The organism is Mesorhizobium sp. WSM4887 (assembly GCF_029625865.1).
GTDB lineage: Bacteria > Pseudomonadota > Alphaproteobacteria > Rhizobiales > Rhizobiaceae > Mesorhizobium.
This window is the reverse complement of the sequence record NZ_JARTVP010000004.1, coordinates 314,511-337,343: the sequence shown is the minus strand read 5'-3', so window position 1 is coordinate 337,343 and position 22,833 is coordinate 314,511. Positions and strand designations below refer to the sequence as shown.

Below are 22,833 nucleotides of genomic sequence, written 5' to 3'. Positions count from 1 at the left end.
ACGATGGCAAGCGCCTGGAGCAACTGGTCGGGTTTCGTGAACGCCGCGCCGAAGCTGATCGCCACGCCAGCCGATGTCGGCGAACTGGCCGATCTGGTGCGTTCCGCGCCCGGTCCGCTGCGCGTCGCCGGCGCCGGCCATTCCTTCACGCCGCTGGTGCAGTCCGACGGCACCATCATCTCGCTGGCGAAGATCGAGGGGCTGGTTTCGCATGACGCCGCAGCCAATCGGGCACGCCTGAGGGCGGGGACAAGGCTTGGCGCGCTGATGCACATCCTGCAGGACATCGGCCAGGGCCTGCCCAATATGGGCGACATCGACAAGCAAGCGATCGGCGGCGCGCTGGGCACCGCGACGCACGGTTCCGGCCCGACGCTCGGCGCCTATCATACGCAGCTCGAGACGGTGCAGTTCGTCGACGGGCAAGGCAAGCTGCGCGAATACAGCCGGGCGGGCGACCAGGATATGATCCATGCCACCGGCGTCGCGCTCGGCGCTTTCGGCGTGCTCACCGAAGTGACGATGAACAACATCCCGACCTACCGGCTGCGGCGCCGCAAATGGGTGTTACCGATCGGCGAAATGCTGCGCGACTTCGAGACGATGATGGGCGCACACCGTTCGGCAGAGTTCTATTACATCCCGTTTTCCGGCTATGCGCAGTTCATCGCCAGCGATCTCAGCGACGCAACGCCGGCGTCGCGGCCGACCGAGGATGACGAGGAGGGCCTGGCGACGTTGCGCAAGCTGCGCACCGTGCTGCGCCGGCTGCCGGCGCTCCGCCGCGCGCTGATCAAGGGTGCGGTCAAGAAGGTGCCGGCCGAGGATTATGTGCAGGACTGGCTCAACGTCTACGCCAGCGACCGTCGCACCAAATTCAACGAGATGGAGTACCACCTGCCTTACGAGGACGGTCCCCGGGCGCTGGCCGAGATCATCGCGCTGACCGAAAAGCATTTCCCGGAAGTCTATTTCCCGATGGAGGTGCGTTCGGTTGCCCCGGACGAATTCTGGCTCTCGCCCTTCCACAGGAGGCTGACCTGCTCGATCGCCATCCATCACGACGCGGCGAACGATCCGCTGCCCTTCATGCGCGCGGCCGAGCCGATCTTCCGCAAATATGGCGGGCGGCCGCATTGGGGGAAGATGCACAGCTTGACGGCGGCGGATTTCAAGAAACTCTATCCGCGCTGGGACGACGCAATGGCGGTGCGCCGCGACATCGATCCCGAGAACCGCTTCGTGTCGTCCTATATGGCCAGCCTGTTCGGCATCCAACAATGAGCGCCTATTTCGCCGAGCTGTCGAAGGCGCTCAAGGCCGCCGAAATCTTTCGGCCCTGCCTGGTGCTCGACCGCGACCGGCTGGACGCCAACATCGCGCTGGTGAAGCAGAGGCTGGCGCCGGGTCTTGCCGTGCGGTTGGTCGATAAGTCGCTGCCTTGCCTGCCGCTGCTTTCGCATATCTCCAAGTTGCTCGAAACCGGCCGCTTCATGACCTTCCATCCGCCGGTGACGCAGGCGGTGCTCGACGCTTTTCCCGCGGGCGATCTCCTCTATGGCAAGCCGATGCCGGTAGGTGCGGCGAAAGCGGCGCTGGCTAGAGGCGACGCCGGCGGGTGGTCGCGCGTCTGCTGGCTGATCGACACGCCGGAGCGCCTGTCCGAATACGGTGCGCTCGCCGCAGCGTTCGGCACCGAACTCCGCTTCGCCTTCGAGGTCGATGTCGGCCTGCATCGCGGCGGCTTTTCCGGTCCTGCCGAGATCAGGGCGCTGGCCATACCGAAGGACCTGCGCTGCGAAGGCATCATGGCCTATGAAGCGCATGCGCCGGAAATTCCCGGGCTGTTCGGCGGCGCGGCCGGCGCGCTGAAAAAGGCCGCGGCGAAGGCTGCCGAGTTCGTCGCGGCTCTCGATGCGGACCAGCGCCGCATCCTCAACATCGGCGGTTCCAAGACGGCGCTGCTGCATGGCGGCGGCGTGGCCAACGAAGTGTCGATCGGCTCGGCCTTCGTGCTGCCCAGCGATTTCGATACGCCCGGCCTCGACGGCTTCCGGCCGGCCGCTCTCATTGCGACGCCGATTCTGAAGGCGCTCGATCCGGTGCTCCCCGGCCCGGCGGCTATCTCCCGCACGCTGCAGGCGCTCGGCCTCTTCCCGAAGAAGGCCTGCTATCTCTATGGCGGCAAGTGGATGGCCGAACCGGTGTTCCCCGAAGGCATGAAGCCGAACGGCCTGATCGGGCTGTCTTCCAACCAGCAATTCATGGGGCTGCCGGCGGGCGCGGAGGTGAAGCCCGGTGACTACGCCTTCCTGCGGCCGACGCAGAGCGAGGCGGTGCTGCAGCATTTCGGCTCGCTCGCGGTGTTTGCCGGTGGGCGCATCGTCGAGTCCTGGCCGGTACTGCCGATGGGGTAACGGGCGCCCGAACTGTCTTCGTCGCGATCCTTCGCGCCCCCTCTGTCCCGTCGGCCTTAATTTATTTGACTAAGTCAACTAATTGGTCGATCCTGTCCGCGACAGGAGGAACTCCCCATGACCATCCACGATCACCCCGGCAACAAGCGCATCGATGCCGTGCGCGCCTTCAACCGCTTCTACACCCGCCAGATCGGCCTGCTCGACGAAGGCCTCCTGAAGAGCCCGTTCTCGCTGACCGAGGCGCGCGTGCTTTACGAGCTTGCCCATCGCGACGGGCTGGTCGCCAGCGACCTGGTGCGCGACCTTGGTCTCGACCCCGGCTATGTCAGCCGGCTGCTAAAAAAATTCGAGGAGCGCGGCCTGGTCGAACGAGCCGCCACGGAGGCCGACGCGCGGCGGTCCTCGATCGCGCTGACGCCCGCGGGCAGGGAGGCGTTCGCGCCACTCAACCAGGATTCGCACGACCAGGTGCGCGCGCTGCTCGATAGCCTGGCGCCGACCGACCAGGAGCGTCTGGTCAAGGCGATGCGCACGGTGCAGGACCTGCTCGGCGACAAACCCCAACCCAAAGTTCCCTATATCCTGCGGCCGCTGCAGGTCGGCGACATCGGCTGGATCACGCATCGCCAGGGCCTCATCTACGCGCAGGACTATGGCTGGGACGAAACCTATGAGGCGCTGGTTGCCGAGATCCTCGGCGAGTTCGTCAAGAACTTCGTTCCGCAATGGGAGCGCAGCTGGATCGCCGAGCGCGAAGGCGAGGTGGTCGGCTCGGTTTTCGTCATGCGCAAGTCGCCCAAGGTGGCGAAGCTCAGGCTGCTCTATGTCGAGCCGTCGGCGCGCGGCCTCGGCATCGGCCGGCGGCTGGTCGACGAGTGCATCGCCTTCTCGCGCGCCAAGGGCTACAAGACGCTGACGCTGTGGACCAACGACATTCTTGGCTCGGCCCGCCGCATCTACCAGGCGGCGGGCTTCAAGCTGGCCGAGGAAGAGCGCCACCATTCCTTCGGCAAGGATCTTGTCGGCCAGACCTGGAACTTGGAGCTGTAGCGCCTTTTCCTTCTCCCCTTGTGGGAGAAGGTGGATCGGCGCGCAGCGCCGAGACGGATGAGGGGTGTTCCAGGGAACGCCGGCGTTTCACTCCGCTGGAACACTCCTCATCCATCGCCTTCGGCGAGACCTTCTCCCGCAAGGGGAGAAGGAGGAAGGCGTCTCAACCTTTGATCGGCACCCAGATCTCCAGCCCGCCATTGCCGCTGCGCGGATCGAATTCGGGGCCGTAACGCTCGAAGTCCGGGGCGTCGGCGATCTCATGCCCGGATGCAGGCAGCCACCTGTTCCAGATGGTATTGACCGTGCGTCGGATGGTCGAGATGTGCTCGCGATGCGCAAACACGGCGTATTTCTGCGCCGGCACTCGAACCCGGCAAAAATCCTTCGGCAGATCGGAGAAATCCGACACCTCGACGCCGGCGACATAGTCGAAATTGCCGGCATCGTCGGCATTGGTGCAAACGCCGTAGGCGACGCCGGGCACCTCGCCGGGAATGTTGCCGATATAGGGTCCGAAGCGCTGCCACAGCATTGGGATGCCGGCGCTGGTCGCGCAGCTGTAGCGCTCGCCGAGCCCGGCGATGAGAAACGCCCGGCTGGTCTCGAAGCGCGGCGGCTCGAGCGCGGTGAGAACCGAACTGTCCATGAGGATGGGCTCCACGAGGTCGAGGTTTTGGGTCGAGCCTCCAGCGCGCACCAGTTCCGGCGTGGTGCCGAACTGGTCGCGGAAGGCCCGTGTGAAAGCCTCATGCGAGCCGTAGCCGGCATCGAGCGCGACCGCCAGGATGTCGCTCGCGCCGCCCGCGAGCTTGCGCGCCGCTTCGCTGAGCCGCCGCGCCCGCATATAGCCCATGACCGACCGGCCGGTGGCGGCGCCGAAGGCGCGCGTCACATGGAAGCGCGACACGCCGCTGCTTGCCGCGACATCGTCGAGCGAAATCGCATCCGGCAGATGGCTTTCGACAAACCACAGCGCTTTCTCGGTCGGGTTCATACGGCTCCTCGCATTTGGCGCGGCCACACTAGTCGGCGCTCCGACAGGCAGTTTGATCGAAATTGCGCAGTGAGCAATAATAGCCACGCGCATGCCGGGTCGAGTGGGATCGACTTAGCATTAACGGCACGCGCGAAGGGGTGTCCCGATGACGACGGCGACGGCCGATCAGGTGTTCCGATTTGGCGGGTTCACGCTCGACCTCGCCAAGGGAACGCTGCGCGGCATCAACGAGCCGCTGTTCCTGCGGCCGAAAGCCTACGCGCTGCTTTCGCATCTCGCCCGCAATATGGGTCGCGTCGTGCCGAAGTCGGAGCTGATGGATGTCGTCTGGCCCGGCGTCTATGTCACCGAGGATTCGCTCACCCAGTCGGTGCGCGAGATCCGCAAGGTGCTGGGCGAGGACATGGTGCGCACCGTCTCCAAGCGCGGCTATATGCTTGCCGCGGAAGCCGAAGCGGCGCCCGAGATCAGCAGCCAACCGATCGTGGCGGTGGTGCGCTTCCGCAACGAGAGCGGCGATCCGGCCGATGAGGCGATGGTCGACGGCTTTGCCGAGGATATCATCAACGGCGTGGCGCGCTTTGGCACTGTCACGGTGCTGGCGCGCAATTCGAGTTTTTCCTTCGCCTCCTTCGGCCGCGCCGAATGGCCGCAGATCCGCGCCCGCATCGGCGCAGACTATCTGGTCGAAGGATCGCTGCGCCGCCAGGGCGAGCATGTCGTGGTGGCCGTCAGCCTCGTCGACATCGCGAGCGCCAGCCAGCTCTGGGGCGACCGCTACCAGTCGCAGGGCGCCGGCCTGTTCGAGATCGAGCGCGACATAGTCGAGCAGATCGTCAGCCGCCTGGTCACGCGGGTCACCAACGCCGGCCTCGAGCAGGCCTCGCGCAAGCCGGTGACCAGCCTTGCCGCCTACGAGCTCCTGCTGCGCGGCTTCGCGCTGCTGCGCGATCCCGCTCAGACCGACCAGCGCGGCGCCGAGGCCTTGTTCGAGGCGGCGATCGCAAAGGATCCGAATTACGGGCTTGCCTATTCCTATCTCGCTTTGGCGCGCTCGCTTGACGGGGAGTTCGGGCGCGCCAGCGATGCTGTCCTGGAAAATGCGCGCGACCTTGCCGACAAAGGGCTGGCCCTGTCGCCCGACCAACCGACCGGCCACCGCGTGCAGTCGCTGATCCGCCTCTATATGCGCGATCACGAGGCGGCCGAGCATCACATGCGCATCGCCTTGCAGCTCAACCCGTACGACGCCGACAGCATCGAGCAGATGGGCATGCTGCTCACCATGCGCGGCCGGCCGCTCGAAGCGCTGACCTGGCTGGCGCGCGGCATTCGCATCGATCCGCTGCATCCGCACTGGTACCAGTTCGACCGCGCCCTGGCGCTCTACATGATGGGCGAATATCGGCAGGCGGCGGAAGCGCTGGAGCTCGCGACGCGGCCGGCGCCCTGGATCAGGACGAGGCTGGCCGCCTGCTATGCCCAGATGGGCGACAGGGAAAAGGCGCGGCGGCAGATCGCCCTCATCGAGGACGGCCCGTCCTTCTCGCCGCTCGACTATGCGCTGCACGGCGTGCCGTTCGAAAATCCGGCCGATGCCGAGCATCTCTGCGAAGGCGTCAGGCTTGCCCTCGGCTAAATGCATGTCGCCCCGGAAGTGTGCAGCGGTTCTGGGATATCAAAACAAAAACTTAAAGCGCGTCGCCCGAATCCGTTTCAGCGCGACGCGCTTTGGGCTGTGCCCGAGCCGCCTCAATCGACGACGACCACGATGTAGCGGCCTTGATAGGGCCGGTAGTAGGTCCGGCCGCAGCGCCAGACGTCGAAGCCGTTGACCTTGGTGCGAACGCAGCCTGCCGGCAGCGTGGCGACCCAGGCGGTGGTGTGCCTCAGCACACGCCATGTCGTGGCGCGCCGAGCGACGCCCGCGGCGCTGTGCGGTGTCCAGGGCGCCCCGATGCGGGCTTCGGCGGTACCGACCAGCGACAGGGCCGGCACGGCCATGCCGACAATCTCGACGGCGGCGAGGCCGATGGCGAGCAACACAGCGGCCGAGCGCATTTTCCTGAAAGACTTCACAGGCATTTTCGTTTCTCCTGAGGTTGGTGTTCAGTTCTAGTGGGAGGATGAAGCGGCCAGCCGGGTCGAACCCGTCAGCGCCGCCAGGTGAGCAACCACGAACAGCCAGTGCGCCGCGGTTGTTACGTAGCCGACGACAAGCACGTCGGCGGCGATGAAGAACTGCCAGAACAGAAGGTTGGCCGTTCCGAGCAGCACATGCACGGCAGCCAGCACGGCGTGCCAGTTGCGGGAGTAGGCGATGCGCCAGAGCGTCACGCCGATGATCAGGGCCAGCCCGTGCGCCTCGATGAAGCCGATGCCGGTGCCGGGTGCGTTGTTGAGCAGCACGGCTTCAGCCCCGCGCCCGAAGAACGAGCCGGCAATGTCGGTGGCGAGCCCGCCTGCGGAAGCAAGGACCAGGAAGCCGGCATTCACGCGAACGAGAAGATTTCCAAAGAAGGGTGTCATGATCGTTCCTTTCCGTTTTGGGTGATAAAGGTCGCCACGGCGGCGTTGGCCGCCGTGGCTGCTGGGAGGAGGCAACGCTCAGGCCACCAGCGGCCGGGGCTCGGCTGCGGCCGCGGTCGGTTCGGCCGCGGGGGTGCTCTCAGCCGGCGCCTTGATGCCGAACCAGGTGACGTAGAGCGTCGGCAGGAAAACCAGCGTCAGCACGGTCGCCACCAAGAGGCCGCCCATCACCGCATAGGCCATCGGCCCCCAGAACACCGTCGGCGCGATCGGGATCATGCCGAGGATGGCGGCCGCCGCCGTGAGCAGGATCGGCCGCAACCGATGCGTGGTGGCGCTGATCACCGCTGCCCATGGTTCCTCGCCGGCGGCGATGTGCTGGTCGATCTGCGCGATCAGGATCACCGAGTTGCGGATCACCATGCCGATCAGCGACATCACGCCGAGGATCGCGACGAAGCCCATCGGAGCGCCCGACAAGAGCAGCGCGCCGGCGACGCCGATGATCGCAAGCGGAGCGGTGAGCAGCACCAGCACCAGGCGCTGGAAGCTCATCAGCTGCACCATCAGGACGGTGGCCATGATGAACAGCATCAGCGGGAACACCACGAAGATCGAGGCCTGGGCCTTGGCGCTGTCCTCGATCACGCCGCCCTGCTCGACGCTGTAGCGCGCCGGCAGTTCCGCCTTGAAGGCGGCGATGGCGCTCTCCAGCCGCCGCGTGACCAGCGTGGCATTTTCGCCCGGCGCGACATCGGCCTGGACGGTCACGGTCGGCAGCCGGCCGCGGCGCCAGATCAGCGGCGGCTCGGTCTGGTAGGTGAGCTTCGCCACCTGCTCGAGCGGCACCCGCCGTCCGCCGGACGCGCTGATCGTCAGGCCGCGCAGCGTGTCGATGCTGGCACGTTCGGTTTCCACCGCGCGGGCAACGATGTCGACGAGGTAGATGTCGTCGCGCATCTGCGTGATCTTCGAGCCGGAGAGCACCGCGTTGATGGTCTCCGATAGCTGCTGCGAGGAGATGCCCAGCGCGCGCGCCCGGTCCTGGTCGACATCGACCTTGATGACCTTGGCCGGCTCGTTCCAGTCGTAGTTGATGTTGCGCACCGAGGCGTCGCTGCCCAGCACCTGGGCGAACTGCTGCGCGAGGCCGCGCGTCTTGTCCGGATCCGGACCGCTGACACGGAACTTCAGCGGCCAGCCGACCGGCGGGCCGAGCTCCAGCGGCGTGACGCGGGCCATGACGTCGTCGAAGCCGGTCGACAGCTGCTTCTCCAGCCGGTCGATCACCGCCTGGCGCACGGCGTGGCCCTTGGTCACGACCACCGCCTGGGCGAAGAAGTCGTTGGCGAGCTGTGCGTCGAGCGGCAGGTAGAAGCGCACCGCGCCCTGGCCGACATAGAAGCTCCAGTGGTCGATATCTGGATCGGCGGCGAGCAGCTTCTCGACGCGCTCGACCACGGCATCCGTCGACTTGATCGAAGCGGTGCGCGGCAGGGTGAGGTCGAGCATGACCTCGGGCCGGTCGGACTTCGGGAAGAACTCCTGGCCGACGAAACCCATCGCAACGACGGAGAGCGCGAACAGTCCGGCCGTCGCCGACAGCACCAGCCACTTCGCCCGCATCGCCATCTCGAGCAGCGCCTGGAAACCGCGGCCGATGCGCGAGGGCTGATGGCTGCCACCATGACCCTTGATGCGATCGGGCAGCAGGAAGACGCCGGTGAGCGGCGTGAACAGCACCGCGACCACCCACGAGACGACGAGCGCGATCGCCACGACAGCGAACAGCGAGAAGCAGTATTCGCCGGCGCCGCTCTTGGCGAAGCCGACCGGCACGAAGCCGGCGATCGTCACCAGCGTCCCGGTGAGCATTGGGAAGGCGGTCGAGGTGTAGGCATAGGTGGCGGCCGAGATCTTGTCGTAGCCTTCCTCCATGCGCGAGATCATCATCTCGACCGCGATCATGGCATCGTCGACCAGCAGGCCGAGCGCGATGATCAGCGCGCCGAGCGAGATGCGCTGCAGCGAGATGCCGAAATACTCCATGGTGACGAAGGTGATCGCCAGCACCAGCGGGATGGCGACCGCCACGACGACGCCGGGACGCCAGCCGAGCGCCAGCAGCGAGACGGCGAGCACGATGGCGATCGCCTCGCCGAGGCTCTTGGTGAACTCGCCGACGGATTCTTCCACCACATGCGACTGGTCGGCGACCAGGCCGAGCTCGGCGCCGAGCGGCAGCTCGGCCTGCATCTCATGCATCTTCTCCTTGACGGTCTCGCCCAGCGCCAGCGCGTCGCCGCCCGAAGTCATCGAGATGGCGATGCCGACCGCAGGCTTGCCGTTGAAGCGGAACATCGGCTGCGGCGGGTCGGAATAGGCGCGCTTGACCTCGGCGACGTCGCCCAGCCGGAAGTAATGGCCGTTGGCGTAGAAGTTGATCTCCTTGAGGCTTTCCTCGGAGGTGAAGCTGCCGGAGACGCGGATGGCGATGCGCTCCGGGCCGGCATCGACCGTGCCGCTCGGCGTCAGCGCGTTCTGCGCCTGCAGCGCCTGCGACAGCGTGCCGACATCGAGGCCGAGCGCCGCCACCTTCTGCGTCGAGAATTCGAGATAGATCTTCTCGTCCTGCTGGCCGATGAGGTCGACCTTGGCGACGTCCTTCACCGTCAGCAGCCCGGCGCGCAGGCTGGTGCCGAGATCCTTCAACTCGCGATGGCTGAGGCTGTCGGAGGTGAGCGCGTAGATCAGCGAATAGGTGTCGCCGAACTCGTCGTTGTAGAACGGGCCCTGCACGCCGGACGGCAGCGTCGGCTTGATGTCGTCGAGCTTCTTGCGCACCTGGTACCAGAGCGGCTGCACCTGGTCGGCGGCCACCGTGTCCTTGAGGTTGACGAAGACGACGGATTCGCCGGGCTTGGTGTAGCTCTTGACGTAGTCGAGGTCCGGCAGCTCTTCGAGCTTCTTCTCGATGCGATCGGTGATCTGCTCCACCGTGTCGCTGGTGCTGGCGCCCGGCCACATCGTCTTCACCACCATGGTCTTGATGGTGAAGGGCGGGTCCTCCTCGCGGCCGAGGCCGCCATAGGCGTAGAGGCCGGCAAGGGCGGCCGCGATCATCAGGTAGACGATGAAGCTGCGGTGCCGCAGCGCCCATTCGGAAAGATTGAAGCTGGTCATGATGCGGTTCCTTTCAGGGCGCGCGCAAGCGCGCTCCGCCGGCGCCTGCCGGCTGGCCAAAACAAATGACGGTTTGGGTTCGGTCAGCGCCCGCCGCTTGGCGGGCGCGCCATAGCAATTCAGGCCAGGCTGTGCATGGTGCCCGGCACACGGTAGGGCGCGCGCTCGGCGGTTCTCGGCCTGATGGCGAGGCCGGCGAGATAGCGCTGGAAGGCGGCTGCCTCCTGGACCGGCGAGGCGAGCGCGACATGGCCGTCCGGCCTCACCAGATAGGCTGCGTCGCGCTGCAGGCCGGCCTTCACGGCTGCGTCTGTCCAGGCGAAGGCATGCACTGCAATTCCTGTCGGCGCGAGCATCGCCCGGAAATCGCAATTGACCTCGCCATAGACATGGACCTGCCAGTCGAGCGACCGCAGCGGCTCGAAATTGTCGCCGCCCGCGCCCGTGACGTAGGGCAGGCGATCGCCGCCGCTGACCCTGCCCGCCACGCCCGAGCTGATCGGCCCGGCGCGGTACTGGATCGCCGTCTGCGAGATCACGCCGAAGAATGCGCGCGACCCGAACGATGTGTGGAACCCGATGTTCATGACCTTCGGCATCACGTAACGCCGGAACAGGCCGACCAGCCGCGAGCGGTTGGTGATGAAGCGGAACACCTTGTCGGTGCTTTCGATCAGCTTGTGGGCAAAGGCGATGCGCTCCGGCTCGTAGCTGTCGAGCAGGCGAGGATCGGCTCGGCCCTGCACCACGGCGCCTAGCTTCCAGGCGAGGTTCACAGCATCGCCCATGCCGGTGTTCATGCCCTGGCCGCCGGCCGGGCTATGGATGTGTCCGGCATCGCCGACGAGGAACACGCGGCCGGCGCGGAAGCGCTCGGCGACGCGATGATGGACGCGATAGGTCGAGAACCAGTTGACCTCTTCGACCGTGACGCCGGTGTCGCGCTCGACATCGGCGCGGATCGCCTCGAAGCTGATCGTCTCGTCGGCCTCATGCGCCTTCGGCACGATGCCAATGAGGCGCAGCGAGCCCGACTGCCGGACGGGCATCACGATAGCGAAGCCATAGGTGCTGATGGTCGTGTCCATGCCATTGCGGGTGACGTTGCCCGTGCCCTTCACGTCGGCGACGTAGAAGGCCTGCTCGTAGGTACCGCCCGGGAAACCGATGTTCAGCCCATGGCGTACCGTGCTGCGGGCGCCGTCGCAGCCGGCGAGATAGGCTGCGCTGACGGTCTCCGTCTTGCCGTTCCGCGAAAGAGTCGCGATGACCGCGTCACCCTTGTCCTGGAAAGCAACGAGCTCCGTTCCGCGCTCGACCTCGACGCCGGCGCGTTCCAGATGCGTGATCAGCACGCGTTCATGGATATCCTGCGGCAGCGCGAAGGCGAAGGAGTAGGGGCTGATGCCGCGGCCAAAATCGGAAAGCGGCAGCCGCGCTGCGACGCCGGCCGGCGTATGCAACGTAAGCCGTTCCAGCCGGATGCCCTCGGCAAGGATGTCCTCGACGATGCCGATCTGGCGATGGAACTCCAGCGTGCGGGCCTGGACGGCGAGCGCGCGCGAGGTTTCACCCGGACCGGTGGCCTTGTCGAAGATGCGGACCGGGACGCCGAGCCTTGTCAGCCAGAGAGCGAGCGTCAGCCCGGTCGGACCGGCGCCGGCAATCAAGACCTTTGTCTTGGACATGGTCATTTTTCCTCTCCTTCAACGATACGCACTTTTTCGTGTTCCCGCAGCCGGTTCACGCCGGCGGTTACGACCAGGTCGCCTTTGGCGAGCCCGCCGCTGACCACGACACGGTCGGTCTCGTAGCGGGCAACCGTGACCGGCTTGAGCTCCACCGCCGACGAGGCGGACACGACCCACACGGCCGGCTTGCCGTCCTTGTCGAACAGTGCGCTGCCCGGCAGCACCATGACCGGCGCGCCGCCCATCTCGGCGCGGCCGGAAACACTTGCGCCGAAGCGCATCTCGTTGGGCGCATTCTCGATCGAGACCTTTACCTGGAAGGTGCGGGTCGCGGCGTCGGCCATAGGCGCGATCTCGCGGATGCTGCCGACCGCGGTGATCGCCGGATTGCTGAGCAGCGAGACAGTCACTTTTGGCGGGTGCTTGGTATCGGGTGCGTTGGCGAAGACCGCTTCGGCGATCGAGAACACGGCGTCGCGGCTCTCCGGATCGGCAACCCGCGCCACCATCTGTCCGACATTGACCGACTGGCCGGCTTCGGCACCGGTGGCGGTGACGATGCCGTCGAATTCCGCATGCAGCTCGGTATAGCCGAGTTGGTCCTTGGCCATCTCGAAGGCGATGTTCGCCGACTTGAGCTTGGCCTGCGCCGAACGCAGATTCTTCAGTGTCGCGTCATAATTGGCTCGGGTGGTAAAACCCTTGCCGAGCAGCGCACCGATCCGGGCCTCCGCAGCTTTTGCTTCGACAAGCACGGCCTGTGCCGCCGCGACATCGGCCTCGGCGCTGGCGAGCCGGTTGCGATAGTCCTGGTCTTCGATGCGGGCCAGCACCTCGCCTTTCTTCACCGTCGAACCGATCTCGGCGACACGTTCGAGCAGCTTGCCCGACACGCGGAAGCCGAGGTCGCTTTCTAGCCTCGGCCGGATCTCGCCGATGGCGATGCGGGTATCGGCGCTGAGCATCGGGACGGCCGCGATGGCCTTGACAAGCTTTGTCTCGGCTGCGGCGGGCTTCACGTTCGAGGCCTCGCTTCTGGCGCCGTGCCAGACCATGGCGCCGCCGCAGGCAAGAACGGCGATCGATCCGGCGACAAGGCGGCGCCGCAGCGGCCTGTTATGAAAAAGTGCAATCATGTTGTCTCCATGACCAAGGTTGCGGCCGCGCTGGGAGGATGCGGCGACCGGGAAATCAGTTGGCTGGAGAGGGAGATCGGGCTTTGCGGCCTGTCTTTTCGCCAGCCCGATCTTCTTGGCGCTTCCGGCTCCGGAAATCCCGAACGGTTTCTGAAAATTTTCCGATGTTTGGGTGAGGCGACCTTGGAATTGCGCAGGGGAGACGCCGATGCCGACGCTCAAACCGTCCAGAAATAGCGCACCAGGTGGAAGAAGATCGGCGCGGCGAAGACCAGGCTGTCGGTGCGGTCGAGCATGCCGCCATGGCCCTCGATCAGATGCCCCCAATCCTTCACGCCCTGGTCGCGCTTGATGGCGGAAGCGACCAACCCGCCGAGGAACCCCATCGTGCAGGCGACGAAGGCGACGGCCGAGGCCTGCAATGGCGAGAAGGGCGTGATGAAGGCGAGCAGCGCGCCGAGCAGGCTCGAGGCGAAGAGCCCGCCGATCAGCCCCTCCCAGGTCTTCGACGGCGAGACCTTTGGCGAGAAGCGGTGCTTTCCGAACAGCTTGCCGAAGATGTACTGCAGCACGTCGCTGCCCTGCACGACGATGATCAGGAAGGCGACGAGCAGCAGGTTGCGGCCCTCGAAGCCGGGCACGTTCAGCGTCAGCAGAGCAGGGACGTGGCTGACGCAATAGACCGCGATCATGATAGCCCATTGCTGCGCCGACACGCGCTCCAGGAAGCGCTCGGTATCGCCGTGCAGCGCCGTGATCGCCGGCATCAGCAGGAAGCAGTAGACCGGGATGAAGATCACGAACAGCCCGTACCAGGCCGTCCACACCAGCCAGTACTGGAACGGAATGACGATGCCGAACATGCCGAGCAGAACCCAATGGTCGCTGCGGCGGCTGTGCGTCAAGGTCACGAACTCGCGCAGCGCCGCGAACGAGATCAGCGCGAACAGGATAGTCATGCCGTAGCGGCCGAAGAAGAAGGCGACCGTCATCAGCGCCACCATCACCCACCAGGCATTGATGCGCTGGGTGAGGTTGGTGAGCGTCGCGCTGAGCGGCTTCGGCGCGCGCGCCGACAGCACGGCGGCGGTGGCGCTGGCGGTGGTCAGCACCACGAAAAGGCCGATGATCAGGATGCTGATTTCGTGGCGCATCATTCGTCTCGATCAGGGCGGGGATTGAGCGCCAGAAGTTCGGCCCGGGCGCGTTCGAGGAAGGCGCGGCGTTCCTCGCCCGGCGCTACCGCCACCGGCGCGCCGAATACCACGCGGCAAAGCAGCGGCACCGGCAGGAACTGGCCCTTGGGCAACACGCGCGACATGTTCTCGATCCAGCACGGGATCAGCTCCACTTCCGGCCGCGCCATCGACAGATTGTAGAGCCCGGAGCGGAACGGCAGCAGCTCGTCGCTCATGTTGCGCGTGCCTTCCGGGAAGATGATCAACGAATGACCCCGGTCGAGGACGGAAAGCATGACGGAGATCGGGTTCTCTTCCGGGCTCGTCCATTGCCGGCTGATCAGCACGGAGGACAGCATGTCCTCGGCGATGAAGCGGCGCAGCCGCGACTTTCGCCAATATTCGGCGGCGGCGATCGCATGTGTGGTGGCGCGTTCTCTTTCGCTGAGGCAGGCCGACAAAAGGATGAAATCGCCATGGCTGGTGTGGTTGGCGAAATAGATGCGCTGCCGGTCCGATGGCTGGCAGCCGCTCCAGATCGGACGCACGCCGGTCACCGCCCGGGCCAGCGCCGACAGGCCGACCGAAGTCGCCGTCTGCAGCAGCGTGAAGGTCCGGAGCGACAGCTTGTTCATCCCGGCATCCAGAATCCGGCTGTCAGGAACGCGATGACGAAGATCGCGAAGGCGATGCGCTGCCGGGCAAGCAGGCGGCGCGTTCCGGCGATGCGGTCCTCGAGCGGGCGCGGAGACGAGGAGACAGGCTTGAGCCGCATGCGCGCCAGCACGTCGTCGACCGCGGCGCATCCCGAACGCTCATTGTCATGGCTCGTCATCAGCCGGAACAACAGCGCGTCGAAGGCGAGAAGCGCCGAAAACCCAAGCACCACGACGGCGCTTGCCGCGGCGACCAGCAGCGCCAGCACCGCGATCGGCGCCTGGAGCGCGCCGCGCGCCGAAGCGACCAAAGGCGCGAAGCCGTCGCAGACGAGCACGATCGCGGCCGGCCATGCGGCGTGCTTGATCAGCATCGCGGCAAAGGCGGCTGTCCGCTGCTGATAGGCTTCGTCCGTCATGCCGGCTCGTCCAGTCCGACCTGAAGATGCACCGGTCGTCCGGACGCGGCGAGCTGCTTGCGCGCCTGTGACGGCGTGTGCGAGCGGCCGCTCGCGACGAGCCATCCGGCGATGACGGTGGCACTGCGCTGGAAGCCGAGCGCGCAGCAGACCAGCACCGTGCCATGCCGGCGCGCCGGCTCGATCGCCGCCACCGCTTGGTCGAGCGTGTCCGCCGGCGGCGACAGCAGATCGAGCATGCCGAAGCTTTGCCAGCGGCCCGGCGCGTCGCCCGGCCGCTCAAGCTCGGCGGCGAGATCGATCACCGTGCCGAAGCCGTCAGCCTCGGCGGCGTTCGGGAACCGCCCAAGGAAGACGCCGTCGCTGACCGGCACGACCGGTGGCAGCTTGCGCGTCCATGCCCAGACATTGACCCTGGCGCCTAGGCGATAAGGCCAAAGCAGGATGCGGCTTGCCAGCGACACACGGCCATCAACCGCCTTCTGGAACACTTTCGCGCCGGCCCCGGCATAGGCGAAGGCGACGATGGCCAGCGCCAGCGAAGGCCATAGGAGCAACAAGGCGAGGGCGGAGAAGAAGACGCCGACCACAGCGCCCGTTAGCGCCAGGGCGGCGCCCAGCGCGTAGTATAGCGCAAGCCGCCATGCCTTGCCGTCGGCAGTCAGGCGGAAACCGGCGAACGGCAGCTGGCCCTGTGCCGGAAAGAGCCACAGGGCAAAGAAGCCGAGCAGCGCGCCGGTCGGGATGTCGATGAAATGATGCTGCCAGGTGGTCAGCACCGAGGCGCCGATCAGAAAGCACCAGCCGTGCCAGAGCCCCAGCAAAGGACCGGCGAGGCGCTGGCGCCCATGATCCCAGATGATCACCAACAGCGCGATATGCAGCGACGGCGCCTGGTTGAACGGCTTGTCGAAGCCGCCGAGCACCGCAAACAGGAAACCCGGCAGGCCGCTCGATTCCGGCCGCACGAAGGTGGCGGTCAACGGAAACAGGATGAAGCAGGCGACGGCGACGATCTGCGCGGTGAGGTAGCGGCCGGCAAGCCGGTCGACGCCCTGGCGGCTGTCGTTGAGCAGGAGCGACAGTCCGTAGAACAGGTTGATCGACCAGTAGGGCACGATCGTCCAGGCGACGAACGGAACATGGTGTTCCCAGGAGAACACGATGCTGCCGACATGGTCGCGCGTCGAGGCGAGCCAATTGGCGAAGCCGTAGGTCGAATAGAAGAACGGCGCGAGGAAGGCGAGCCACAGCGCTGCGCGCAGGACGACACGCCCATAGGGCTCGGCGCTGGGTGAAAGTGGCGGGGGCTCGGCACTGGAAGGCATGCGGCGGTGGTCCTAAAGCCGCCTTGCCAGCGAGACGGTGAAGATGCCCCATTGGTCGATGCGCTGGTCGAGCTTCTCGAAGCCTGCCGCCTCGACCAGCTGATCCATCTCGCCTTGCGTGCGCCGCCGCATCACCCAGGCCTGGCCGCCGCGATGCGAGGTCAGGCTGCGCGCGATCATTTCGAGCTGCGGGTGCCAGGGCTGGTTGGTGTAGATAAGCAGGCTGCCCGGTTGCATGGCGCGGGCAAGGCCACCGAGCGAGCGCGCAATCAGCGCATTGTCGGAGAAGAGCTCGTAAAGGCCGGAGACGATGGCGAGGTCCGGCGCCGGATCGAGCGCGGCGAGCCCGTCGCCGTCGAAGGCGTCGGCGCGCTGGAACGACACGCTAGCGGGGAATTGCCGCTCGGCGATCAGCTTGCGGCCAAGCTCGACATTGAGGTCGGAATAGTCGCGCAGCCGAACGCTGGTCGGTTGCTCCCGGCTCATGTCGATCGCATCGAGGACGTAGCGGCCGTGACCAGATGCAATGTCCACGATGTTGGTTGGCCGCCCAGCGGCCTTCAGCATTGCCAGCGCCGAGCCGATCAGCTCTTCGATGTGAAGCTTGCGCTGGCGGATGCCGCGCCAACCGATGGCGTCGAGGAAGGTCCGGTCGACCATGCGGCCGATCGGCCCCAGGCCGCGCGGCTCGTTCTCATAGACATAGTCGAGCGTCGAACCGGAATCGAAGCCGGTGGTAACGCCGACCTTCATGCCTTGCGAGAACCAACTGCCGATGCGGATGAAGGCGCGGCTCGTCGCCCAGTAGAGGCCCCTGGGCGAAAGCAGATCGAGCGGCGAGGCGAGGCGGTCGGCCTCGTCGCGCGTGTAGCCGGCGATGTCCGCCTGCTTCAGGTCGACAGCTTCCGCCGGTGCCGCGAACTGCGCTTCGAGGAACGGCCGGATCAGGTCGAGCGCCTTGGCGCGGTCGCGCTCGCCCAGCGTATCGTGGAAGAAGCCTGGCAGCACCTGGCGCTCCTTCGCCCGGCTGCCGAGATTGACGAAGAACTCGTGCTGCGGCGCGTGCCGCACCACCCAGTCGCTGCCCGACAGAAGAAGCTGCGTCGGCACGGTGATGGCGCGCGCATCGGCAACGATGCGCGCCGCGTGCTGATAGAGCTCGACCAGGATGTTCGAGGCGATCGGCCTTGTGATCAGCTTGTCGTTTTCGAAGGAAGCAATGCGCACAGGGTCATGAGTGAGAAGGGTCGCCTTCACGTAGGAATTGACGAAGAAGCGCCCCTTGATCTTTTGCCACAGCGCGATGCCTTCCTTGGCGAAAGGGACATAGAGTTTCACCGAGAAGGCGGGCGAGGCGAGCACCATGGCGCGCAGCTTGGGCGCATAGTCGTGCACCCACGCGGCCGCCAGGACCGCGCCGAAGGACTGCGCGATCAACGCGATGTCCTGCGCGGCAAAGCCGTCCCTGGCCGCGATCTCGCGCATGAAACAGTCGATATCGCGCACCAGCGCGGCGAAAGACGGAGCATAGCCGCGCTCACCGGCAGAGCGGCCGTTGCCGCGCGCATCCCAGGCATAGAAGGCGTAGTCGGGCAGGCTGAGTTCGTCGACGAGATGCGCCATGCGGCCGCCATGCTCGTGTCCGCGATGGAAGAGCACGACCGCGCCCTTGGCCGTGGCCTGCATCGCCGGCCAGTAGCGGTAAAAGATCTGCGTGCCGTCATGGCTGCGGAAGGTGCGTTCCTGCGCCTGCCGCGCAAGGCTTTCCGCCGGCGCGCTGGCGACCTGTTCGTGAAGCATGGTGGTTCCCCCGGACGGCATGGCGAGTCTCGGTGCTCAGCCGGTGCTGCCAATAAGACCGGCGCGTATCCGGTTTATGGCGGTCAGCAGCGAAAGCGTAGCCATGGCCGGAAACACAAACGGCGCGATTGCCTCCGGCCAGAGCCCGGCCGCGGCGAGCACGGCGACCACGCCGAGCGCCAGCGCCCTGTCGCTCTTGCCGAACGGCCCGGCATAGTTTCGCCCGATCCCGGCGGCGATGCCGAGCACGCCGGCGAACTCGGTGAGCGCCGCGGCGATGGCAAAGGCGACGACGCCCCAGGCGCCGAATTGGGGGAAGGCGGCAAACGGCAGGATCAGCGCAAGGTCGGAGACGACATCGCAGATCTCGTTGAGGTACATGCCGAGCGTCGAGGCCTGGCCATGTTCCCGCGCCAGCATGCCGTCAATCGCGTTGAGCGCCATGCGAAGGAAAAGCACCAGGGGGATGAGGAAGAGCAGCGGGCTCCAATCGGGGAGGATCGCGATCGCCGATCCAGCCGCGATGGACAGCAGCGCAGCCGCGACCGTTATGCCGTTGGCCATCACACCCATCGCCGCCAGCCTGTTGACCAGCGGCCGCAGCCTGTCCTGGAAAGCCGGCTTCAGCGCATAGAGCGTCGGCATTGCGATGATCCCCCGATCCTCGCCGCCAGATGTATCACAAACATGCCGAACGGCACCAGCACAGCTGCTAAAACACTGTGAATCCTAGACAGTTGGCACCATGCCATGCACCCATTGCCTGAAGACGACGCCGGAGCCGGCGCTCTGTGGCGCTCTCATGCCCGCCTTGGCGAGCTTCGACCATGCAGCCCTGGCATGGCCGCATGCGGTTGCCGGCTTCTGGAACAACGCAGCCACTTGAATAGTAAGCACGCTTATTATATATGCCGCTCATGGTTTCAGATGGCATCGACAGATTGGGATTTTTGATCCACGACGTGCAGCGCCTCATGCGCAAGCGCTTCGAGGCGCGCGCCAGCGGGTTGGGCCTTTCCTCCGCGCAATGGCGGCTTCTCGTCCGCGTCGCCAAGGAGGCCGGTGTCGCGCAGGCGCGGCTCGCCGAACTGCTCGAGATCGAGCCGATCAGCGTCTCGCGCCTCGTCGACCGGATGGAGGAGGGCGGCTGGATCGAGCGTCGCGCCGATGCGGCCGACCGGCGTGTGCGCATGATCTTCCCGACCGAAAAGGCCAACGCGGCCTACGCCGATGTCAAAAGCCTCGCCGGCGAGGTCTATGAGGAATCGCTCACCGGCGTATCGCTGGAGGACCGTCGCATCCTGATCCGGGTGCTCGACACCATCGTGCAGAATTTGACCGACGGCGAGACGTCGTCCCTCGAAAAGATCAAGAATACGGAAGGGCGGGCAGCATGAACGCGGCAGCCAAGAAAGCAGACGACAACGTCACCAAGCTCGAGATCGAGGCGCCGGCGAAGCCGGAGGCTGCGCCGGTCTCCGCGGCAGCGGAGCCGCAGGTCGCACCGGCAGCACCGAAGAAGAAGCGCCGCACCGGCCGCTTCCTTTTGATGGTCGCCCTGCCGCTGGCGCTGCTCGCCGGCGGCGCCTATGTATGGGTCACCGGCGGACGGTACCAGGAGACCGAGAACGCCAACCTGCAGCAGGCCCGGATTTCGATCGCCTCCGATACGGCCGGCCGCATCGTCCAGGTCGGCATTGCCGACAACCAGACGGTCAAGGCGGGCGACCTTCTCTTCGTCATCGACCCCGAGCCTTACAAGATCGCGCTGGCCCAGGCCGACGCGGCTGTCGCCGCCGCGCGGCTCAATGTCGAGCAGCTGCGCGCCGCCTACAGCCAGGCGATGGCGCAGCAGAAGTCGGCCAAGAGCGAGGTCGACTATGCGCAGTCGCAATATGACCGCGCCGCCGATCTCGCTGAGAAAGGCATCAATGCCAAGTCGTCGCTGGACGAGGCCCGCAACGACCTCGACAAGGCCAAGCAGCAGCTTGCGGTCGCCGAGCAGGGCATCATCAGCGCCAAGGCGGCGCTTGGCGGCAACCCCGACATCGAGACCGACAAGCATCCGAGTGTGATGTCGGCGCTCGCCGCGCGCAACAAGGCCGCCTACAACCTCTCGCAGACCACGGTGAAGGCGCCGTCCGATGGCATCATCTACCAGGCCTCGTCCTTCAAGGTCGGCCAGTATGTCTCCGTCGGCACGCCGCTGTTCGCGCTGGTCGAGACGGATGACACCTGGATCGACGCCAATTTCAAGGAAACCCAGCTGACCCATATGAAGCCGGGCCAGAAGGCCGAGATCGTGGTCGACACCTATCCGGGCCGGACCTTCGAGGCGACCGTCAAGGCGATCGGCGCCGGCACCGGCGCCGAGTTCTCGCTGCTGCCCGCCCAGAACGCCACCGGCAACTGGGTCAAGGTCACCCAGCGCATTCCCGTGCGCCTGGAAATGACCGACCCCGACGCCAAGATGGCGCTGCGCACCGGCATGAGCGCGACGGTCACCGTCGATACCGGCGTCGCGCGCGGATTGCCGTCGATCTTCGGTCACGCCACGGCCGGCGAGCACGCGCAATAAAGCAAGGTGAAGCCCGCGGGCATGAGCGGCCGCAAGGGAATGCTCTGAAGGGAGGGGTGTGAAAGCCGAGCGTTTGAGGCGAGCCGCGTCGCGGGTCGATCCAAGGCAGAGGCTTTCGACACGGATACGTCGGTCCTCAGGTTTCCGGGCGGCAGGCATCCGCTCCAACAGAGACTTTCGCTCGATGTAACCCCCACATCGATCCTCGCGTCCCACCGCGACGAGGGTCTCAAAGGAAGGCCTCGCCGCCCGGAATCCCAATGTACCCGTTTTTGTTACCTGCTGGAAGCTCAGCACCATGAGCACGCCCGAACCCTTCAAGGAAGTACCGCACCGCGGGCTGATCACGGTCGCGCTGATGCTGGCGACGGTCATGCAGGCGCTCGACACCACGATCGCCAATGTCGCGCTGCCGACCATGACCGGCGACCTCGGTGCCTCGCCTGACAACATCAACTGGGTGCTGACCTCCTATATCGTCGCCGCCGCCATCATGACGCCGGTCACCGGCTGGCTCGCCGACCGCCTCGGCCGCAAGGAGCTGTTCCTGGCCTCCGTCGTCGGCTTCACCATCTTCTCCATGCTTTGCGGCATGGCGTGGAGCCTCGAGACGATGGTGCTCTTCCGCCTGCTGCAGGGTGTGTTCGGAGCGGCGATCGTGCCGCTGTCGCAGACCTTCCTGCTCGATATCAATCCCCGCGAACGCCACGGCCAGGCCATGGCCATCTGGGGCGCCGGCATCATGCTGGGGCCGATCCTCGGCCCGACGCTCGGCGGCTGGCTGACCGAGAATTTCAACTGGCGCTGGGTGTTCTTCATCAACCTGCCGGTCGGCATCCTCGCCTTCATCGGCATGGCCGCCTACCTGCCTGTCGTCGCCAAGCGCGTGCGCAGCTTCGATTTCTTCGGCTTCGCCATGATCTCGCTCGGCGTCGGCGCGCTGCAGCTGATGCTCGACCGCGGCGGCGAGGTCGACTGGTTCTCCTCGACAGAGATCTGGATCGAGCTTGCGCTGTCGATCACCGGCTTCTGGGTGTTCATCATCCACACGGTGACGTCCGAACGTCCCTTCATCGATCCGAAAATCTTCCTCGACCGCAATTTCGTGACCGGGCTCGGTTTCATCTTCGTCATGGGCGTGCTGATCCTGGCTTCGATGTCGCTGCTGCCGCCGATGCTTGCCAACATCTTCGGCTACCCGACCGTCACCATCGGTGTCGTGCTCGGCCCGCGCGGTATCGGCACGATGATTTCGATGCTGTTCGTCGGCCGCATCATGCACAGGATCGACGCGCGTATTCTGGTCGCGATCGGCTTCCTGCTCACCGCGCAGTCGCTTTACACCATGGCGAGCTTCACGCCGCAGATGGACAACTGGCTGATCATCTCTTCGGGCGTCATCCAGGGCCTCGGCATGGGCATGGTGTTCGTGCCGCTCTCGGCGGTGGCCTTCGCCACGCTCGACGCGCGCTACCGCACCGACGCCACCTCGCTGTTCAGCCTTGTGCGCAATCTCGGCTCATCGATCGGCGTCTCGGTGGTTGCGGCGCTGATGGTGCAGAACACGCAGGTCAACCACAGCGAGCTCGGAGCCTTCATCAACCCCTACAACCCCAACCTGTGGGCAGCCTCGCCCGCGGCGGCGAGCGGTGATCCCATGGCCCTTTCGCAGGTCGACAGGCTGGTCAACGTCCAGGCGATGATGATCTCCCACATCAACGACTTCAAACTCCTGATGGTGATGACGCTGCTGGCCGTCCCGTTCGTCATCCTGCTGCGCAAGCCGAAGGAGGCTCCCGCAGGTAGCGCGCCGGCCGCTCATATGGATTGATGTTTTGGTGGCGGTCTCCGTGCCAGTCCCAATC

General features: G+C 65.9%; 20 protein-coding genes. 8 read left to right on the top strand and 12 right to left on the bottom strand.

Annotation, left to right across the window (positions count from 1 at the left end):
* Window positions 1-3 precede the first annotated feature (3 nt).
* The 3 genes from P9230_RS18525 (at window position 4) to P9230_RS18515 (ending at window position 3,470) form a co-directional block, all read left to right on the top strand.
* Entirely contained in the window at window positions 4-1,284 is a 1,281-nt protein-coding gene (locus tag P9230_RS18525; RefSeq protein WP_278086895.1) for a D-arabinono-1,4-lactone oxidase, read from the top strand.
* Window positions 1,281-2,417 (top strand): alanine racemase, encoded by a 1,137-nt coding sequence (locus tag P9230_RS18520; RefSeq protein ID WP_278086896.1) that lies wholly within the window; start codon window positions 1,281-1,283, stop codon window positions 2,415-2,417. The genes P9230_RS18525 and P9230_RS18520 overlap by 4 nt, the downstream gene beginning before the upstream one ends.
* Before the next feature lie 117 nt (window positions 2,418-2,534).
* Complete coding sequence (locus P9230_RS18515; RefSeq protein ID WP_127246839.1) at window positions 2,535-3,470, top strand: bifunctional helix-turn-helix transcriptional regulator/GNAT family N-acetyltransferase; 936 nt, start codon at window positions 2,535-2,537, stop codon at window positions 3,468-3,470.
* Between the two features lie 163 nt (window positions 3,471-3,633).
* Here the strand turns inward: P9230_RS18515 and P9230_RS18510 are convergent, their stop codons facing one another.
* Complete coding sequence (locus P9230_RS18510) at window positions 3,634-4,467, bottom strand: AraC family transcriptional regulator (protein ID WP_278120334.1); 834 nt, start codon at window positions 4,465-4,467, stop codon at window positions 3,634-3,636.
* A gap of 148 nt (window positions 4,468-4,615) precedes the next feature.
* On the opposite strand from P9230_RS18510, the gene P9230_RS18505 reads away from it, so the two are divergent.
* Entirely contained in the window at window positions 4,616-6,109 is a 1,494-nt protein-coding gene (locus P9230_RS18505) for a winged helix-turn-helix domain-containing protein (protein WP_278056205.1), read from the top strand.
* A 113-nt stretch (window positions 6,110-6,222) separates the two neighbouring features.
* On the opposite strand, the gene P9230_RS18500 is transcribed toward P9230_RS18505, so the two are convergent.
* From P9230_RS18500 to P9230_RS18480, 5 genes are all read right to left on the bottom strand, one after another.
* Entirely contained in the window at window positions 6,223-6,555 is a 333-nt protein-coding gene (locus P9230_RS18500; RefSeq protein ID WP_278120332.1) for a hypothetical protein, read from the bottom strand.
* Between the two features lie 30 nt (window positions 6,556-6,585).
* The gene (locus P9230_RS18495; protein WP_067324856.1) at window positions 6,586-6,999 is read right to left on the bottom strand and encodes a hypothetical protein; all 414 of its coding nucleotides are present in this window, start codon (window positions 6,997-6,999) and stop codon (window positions 6,586-6,588) included.
* Window positions 7,000-7,077: 78 nt separating this feature from the next.
* Window positions 7,078-10,182, bottom strand: coding sequence for an efflux RND transporter permease subunit (locus P9230_RS18490; RefSeq protein ID WP_278120330.1), 3,105 nt, complete (start codon window positions 10,180-10,182; stop codon window positions 7,078-7,080).
* Between the two features lie 119 nt (window positions 10,183-10,301).
* A complete protein-coding gene (locus tag P9230_RS18485; protein WP_278120328.1) occupies window positions 10,302-11,870 on the bottom strand; it encodes an FAD-dependent monooxygenase in 1,569 nt (522 codons plus the stop codon).
* 2 nt (window positions 11,871-11,872) lie between these two features.
* On the bottom strand, window positions 11,873-13,009 hold the full coding sequence (locus P9230_RS18480; protein ID WP_245322389.1) for an efflux RND transporter periplasmic adaptor subunit: 1,137 nt from the start codon (window positions 13,007-13,009) through the stop codon (window positions 11,873-11,875).
* A gap of 9 nt (window positions 13,010-13,018) precedes the next feature.
* Between P9230_RS18480 and P9230_RS18475 the strand changes: the two genes are divergently transcribed.
* Entirely contained in the window at window positions 13,019-13,246 is a 228-nt protein-coding gene (locus P9230_RS18475) for a hypothetical protein (RefSeq protein WP_127240133.1), read from the top strand.
* On the opposite strand, the gene P9230_RS18470 is transcribed toward P9230_RS18475, so the two are convergent.
* Genes P9230_RS18470 through P9230_RS18445 form a run of 6 tightly spaced genes read right to left on the bottom strand, consistent with a single transcriptional unit; the run spans window position 13,228 to window position 19,035 of the window.
* Window positions 13,228-14,163, bottom strand: a complete 936-nt coding sequence (locus P9230_RS18470) for a phosphatidate cytidylyltransferase (protein ID WP_278120325.1) — start codon at window positions 14,161-14,163, stop codon at window positions 13,228-13,230. The two genes, P9230_RS18475 and P9230_RS18470, sit on opposite strands and share 19 nt — an antisense overlap.
* The gene (locus P9230_RS18465) at window positions 14,163-14,822 is read right to left on the bottom strand and encodes a lysophospholipid acyltransferase family protein (RefSeq protein WP_067324862.1); all 660 of its coding nucleotides are present in this window, start codon (window positions 14,820-14,822) and stop codon (window positions 14,163-14,165) included. Before P9230_RS18465 ends, P9230_RS18470 begins: the two co-directional genes overlap by 1 nt.
* On the bottom strand, window positions 14,819-15,262 hold the full coding sequence (locus P9230_RS18460) for a hypothetical protein (RefSeq protein ID WP_278120323.1): 444 nt from the start codon (window positions 15,260-15,262) through the stop codon (window positions 14,819-14,821). The genes P9230_RS18465 and P9230_RS18460 overlap by 4 nt, the downstream gene beginning before the upstream one ends.
* Window positions 15,259-16,590, bottom strand: a complete 1,332-nt coding sequence (locus P9230_RS18455; protein ID WP_278120321.1) for a phosphatase PAP2/dual specificity phosphatase family protein — start codon at window positions 16,588-16,590, stop codon at window positions 15,259-15,261. The genes P9230_RS18460 and P9230_RS18455 overlap by 4 nt, the downstream gene beginning before the upstream one ends.
* A 12-nt stretch (window positions 16,591-16,602) precedes the next feature.
* Window positions 16,603-18,390 carry a bifunctional alpha/beta hydrolase/class I SAM-dependent methyltransferase gene (locus P9230_RS18450; RefSeq protein WP_278120320.1) on the bottom strand — a complete coding sequence of 596 codons (1,788 nt, stop codon included), beginning with the start codon at window positions 18,388-18,390 and terminating at the stop codon, window positions 16,603-16,605.
* A 36-nt stretch (window positions 18,391-18,426) separates the two neighbouring features.
* Entirely contained in the window at window positions 18,427-19,035 is a 609-nt protein-coding gene (locus P9230_RS18445; protein WP_278120318.1) for a CDP-alcohol phosphatidyltransferase family protein, read from the bottom strand.
* A gap of 272 nt (window positions 19,036-19,307) precedes the next feature.
* Here P9230_RS18445 and P9230_RS18440 point away from each other — a divergent pair, with 272 nt between their 5' ends.
* The 3 genes from P9230_RS18440 to P9230_RS18430 all read left to right on the top strand — a co-directional run bounded on the left by P9230_RS18440 (window position 19,308) and on the right by P9230_RS18430 (window position 22,799).
* Window positions 19,308-19,787 carry a MarR family transcriptional regulator gene (locus P9230_RS18440; protein ID WP_095801336.1) on the top strand — a complete coding sequence of 160 codons (480 nt, stop codon included), beginning with the start codon at window positions 19,308-19,310 and terminating at the stop codon, window positions 19,785-19,787.
* Complete coding sequence (locus P9230_RS18435) at window positions 19,784-20,968, top strand: HlyD family secretion protein (protein ID WP_278120316.1); 1,185 nt, start codon at window positions 19,784-19,786, stop codon at window positions 20,966-20,968. The genes P9230_RS18440 and P9230_RS18435 overlap by 4 nt, the downstream gene beginning before the upstream one ends.
* Window positions 20,969-21,266: 298 nt before the next feature.
* Window positions 21,267-22,799 (top strand): DHA2 family efflux MFS transporter permease subunit, encoded by a 1,533-nt coding sequence (locus P9230_RS18430; RefSeq protein WP_278120314.1) that lies wholly within the window; start codon window positions 21,267-21,269, stop codon window positions 22,797-22,799.
* Window positions 22,800-22,833: the final 34 nt, after the last annotated feature.

Bases quoted from the DNA above. Each gene is read 5' to 3' on its own strand.
- P9230_RS18515 (WP_127246839.1), top strand. From the start codon at position 2,535: ATGACCATCCACGATCACCCCGGCAACAAGCGCATCGATGCCGTGCGC.
- P9230_RS18505 (WP_278056205.1), top strand. From the start codon at position 4,616: ATGACGACGGCGACGGCCGATCAGGTGTTCCGATTTGGCGGGTTCACG.
- P9230_RS18450 (WP_278120320.1), bottom strand. From the start codon at position 18,390: ATGCTTCACGAACAGGTCGCCAGCGCGCCGGCGGAAAGCCTTGCGCGG.
- P9230_RS18475 (WP_127240133.1), top strand. From the start codon at position 13,019: ATGACCAAGGTTGCGGCCGCGCTGGGAGGATGCGGCGACCGGGAAATC.
- P9230_RS18500 (WP_278120332.1), bottom strand. From the start codon at position 6,555: ATGCCTGTGAAGTCTTTCAGGAAAATGCGCTCGGCCGCTGTGTTGCTC.
- P9230_RS18445 (WP_278120318.1), bottom strand. From the start codon at position 19,035: ATGCCGACGCTCTATGCGCTGAAGCCGGCTTTCCAGGACAGGCTGCGG.
- P9230_RS18485 (WP_278120328.1), bottom strand. From the start codon at position 11,870: ATGTCCAAGACAAAGGTCTTGATTGCCGGCGCCGGTCCGACCGGGCTG.
- P9230_RS18440 (WP_095801336.1), top strand. From the start codon at position 19,308: ATGGTTTCAGATGGCATCGACAGATTGGGATTTTTGATCCACGACGTG.
- P9230_RS18525 (WP_278086895.1), top strand. From the start codon at position 4: ATGGCAAGCGCCTGGAGCAACTGGTCGGGTTTCGTGAACGCCGCGCCG.
- P9230_RS18460 (WP_278120323.1), bottom strand. From the start codon at position 15,262: ATGACGGACGAAGCCTATCAGCAGCGGACAGCCGCCTTTGCCGCGATG.
- P9230_RS18470 (WP_278120325.1), bottom strand. From the start codon at position 14,163: ATGCGCCACGAAATCAGCATCCTGATCATCGGCCTTTTCGTGGTGCTG.
- P9230_RS18510 (WP_278120334.1), bottom strand. From the start codon at position 4,467: ATGAACCCGACCGAGAAAGCGCTGTGGTTTGTCGAAAGCCATCTGCCG.
- P9230_RS18480 (WP_245322389.1), bottom strand. From the start codon at position 13,009: ATGATTGCACTTTTTCATAACAGGCCGCTGCGGCGCCGCCTTGTCGCC.
- P9230_RS18495 (WP_067324856.1), bottom strand. From the start codon at position 6,999: ATGACACCCTTCTTTGGAAATCTTCTCGTTCGCGTGAATGCCGGCTTC.
- P9230_RS18520 (WP_278086896.1), top strand. From the start codon at position 1,281: ATGAGCGCCTATTTCGCCGAGCTGTCGAAGGCGCTCAAGGCCGCCGAA.
- P9230_RS18465 (WP_067324862.1), bottom strand. From the start codon at position 14,822: ATGAACAAGCTGTCGCTCCGGACCTTCACGCTGCTGCAGACGGCGACT.
- P9230_RS18490 (WP_278120330.1), bottom strand. From the start codon at position 10,182: ATGACCAGCTTCAATCTTTCCGAATGGGCGCTGCGGCACCGCAGCTTC.
- P9230_RS18435 (WP_278120316.1), top strand. From the start codon at position 19,784: ATGAACGCGGCAGCCAAGAAAGCAGACGACAACGTCACCAAGCTCGAG.
- P9230_RS18430 (WP_278120314.1), top strand. From the start codon at position 21,267: ATGAGCACGCCCGAACCCTTCAAGGAAGTACCGCACCGCGGGCTGATC.
- P9230_RS18455 (WP_278120321.1), bottom strand. From the start codon at position 16,590: ATGCCTTCCAGTGCCGAGCCCCCGCCACTTTCACCCAGCGCCGAGCCC.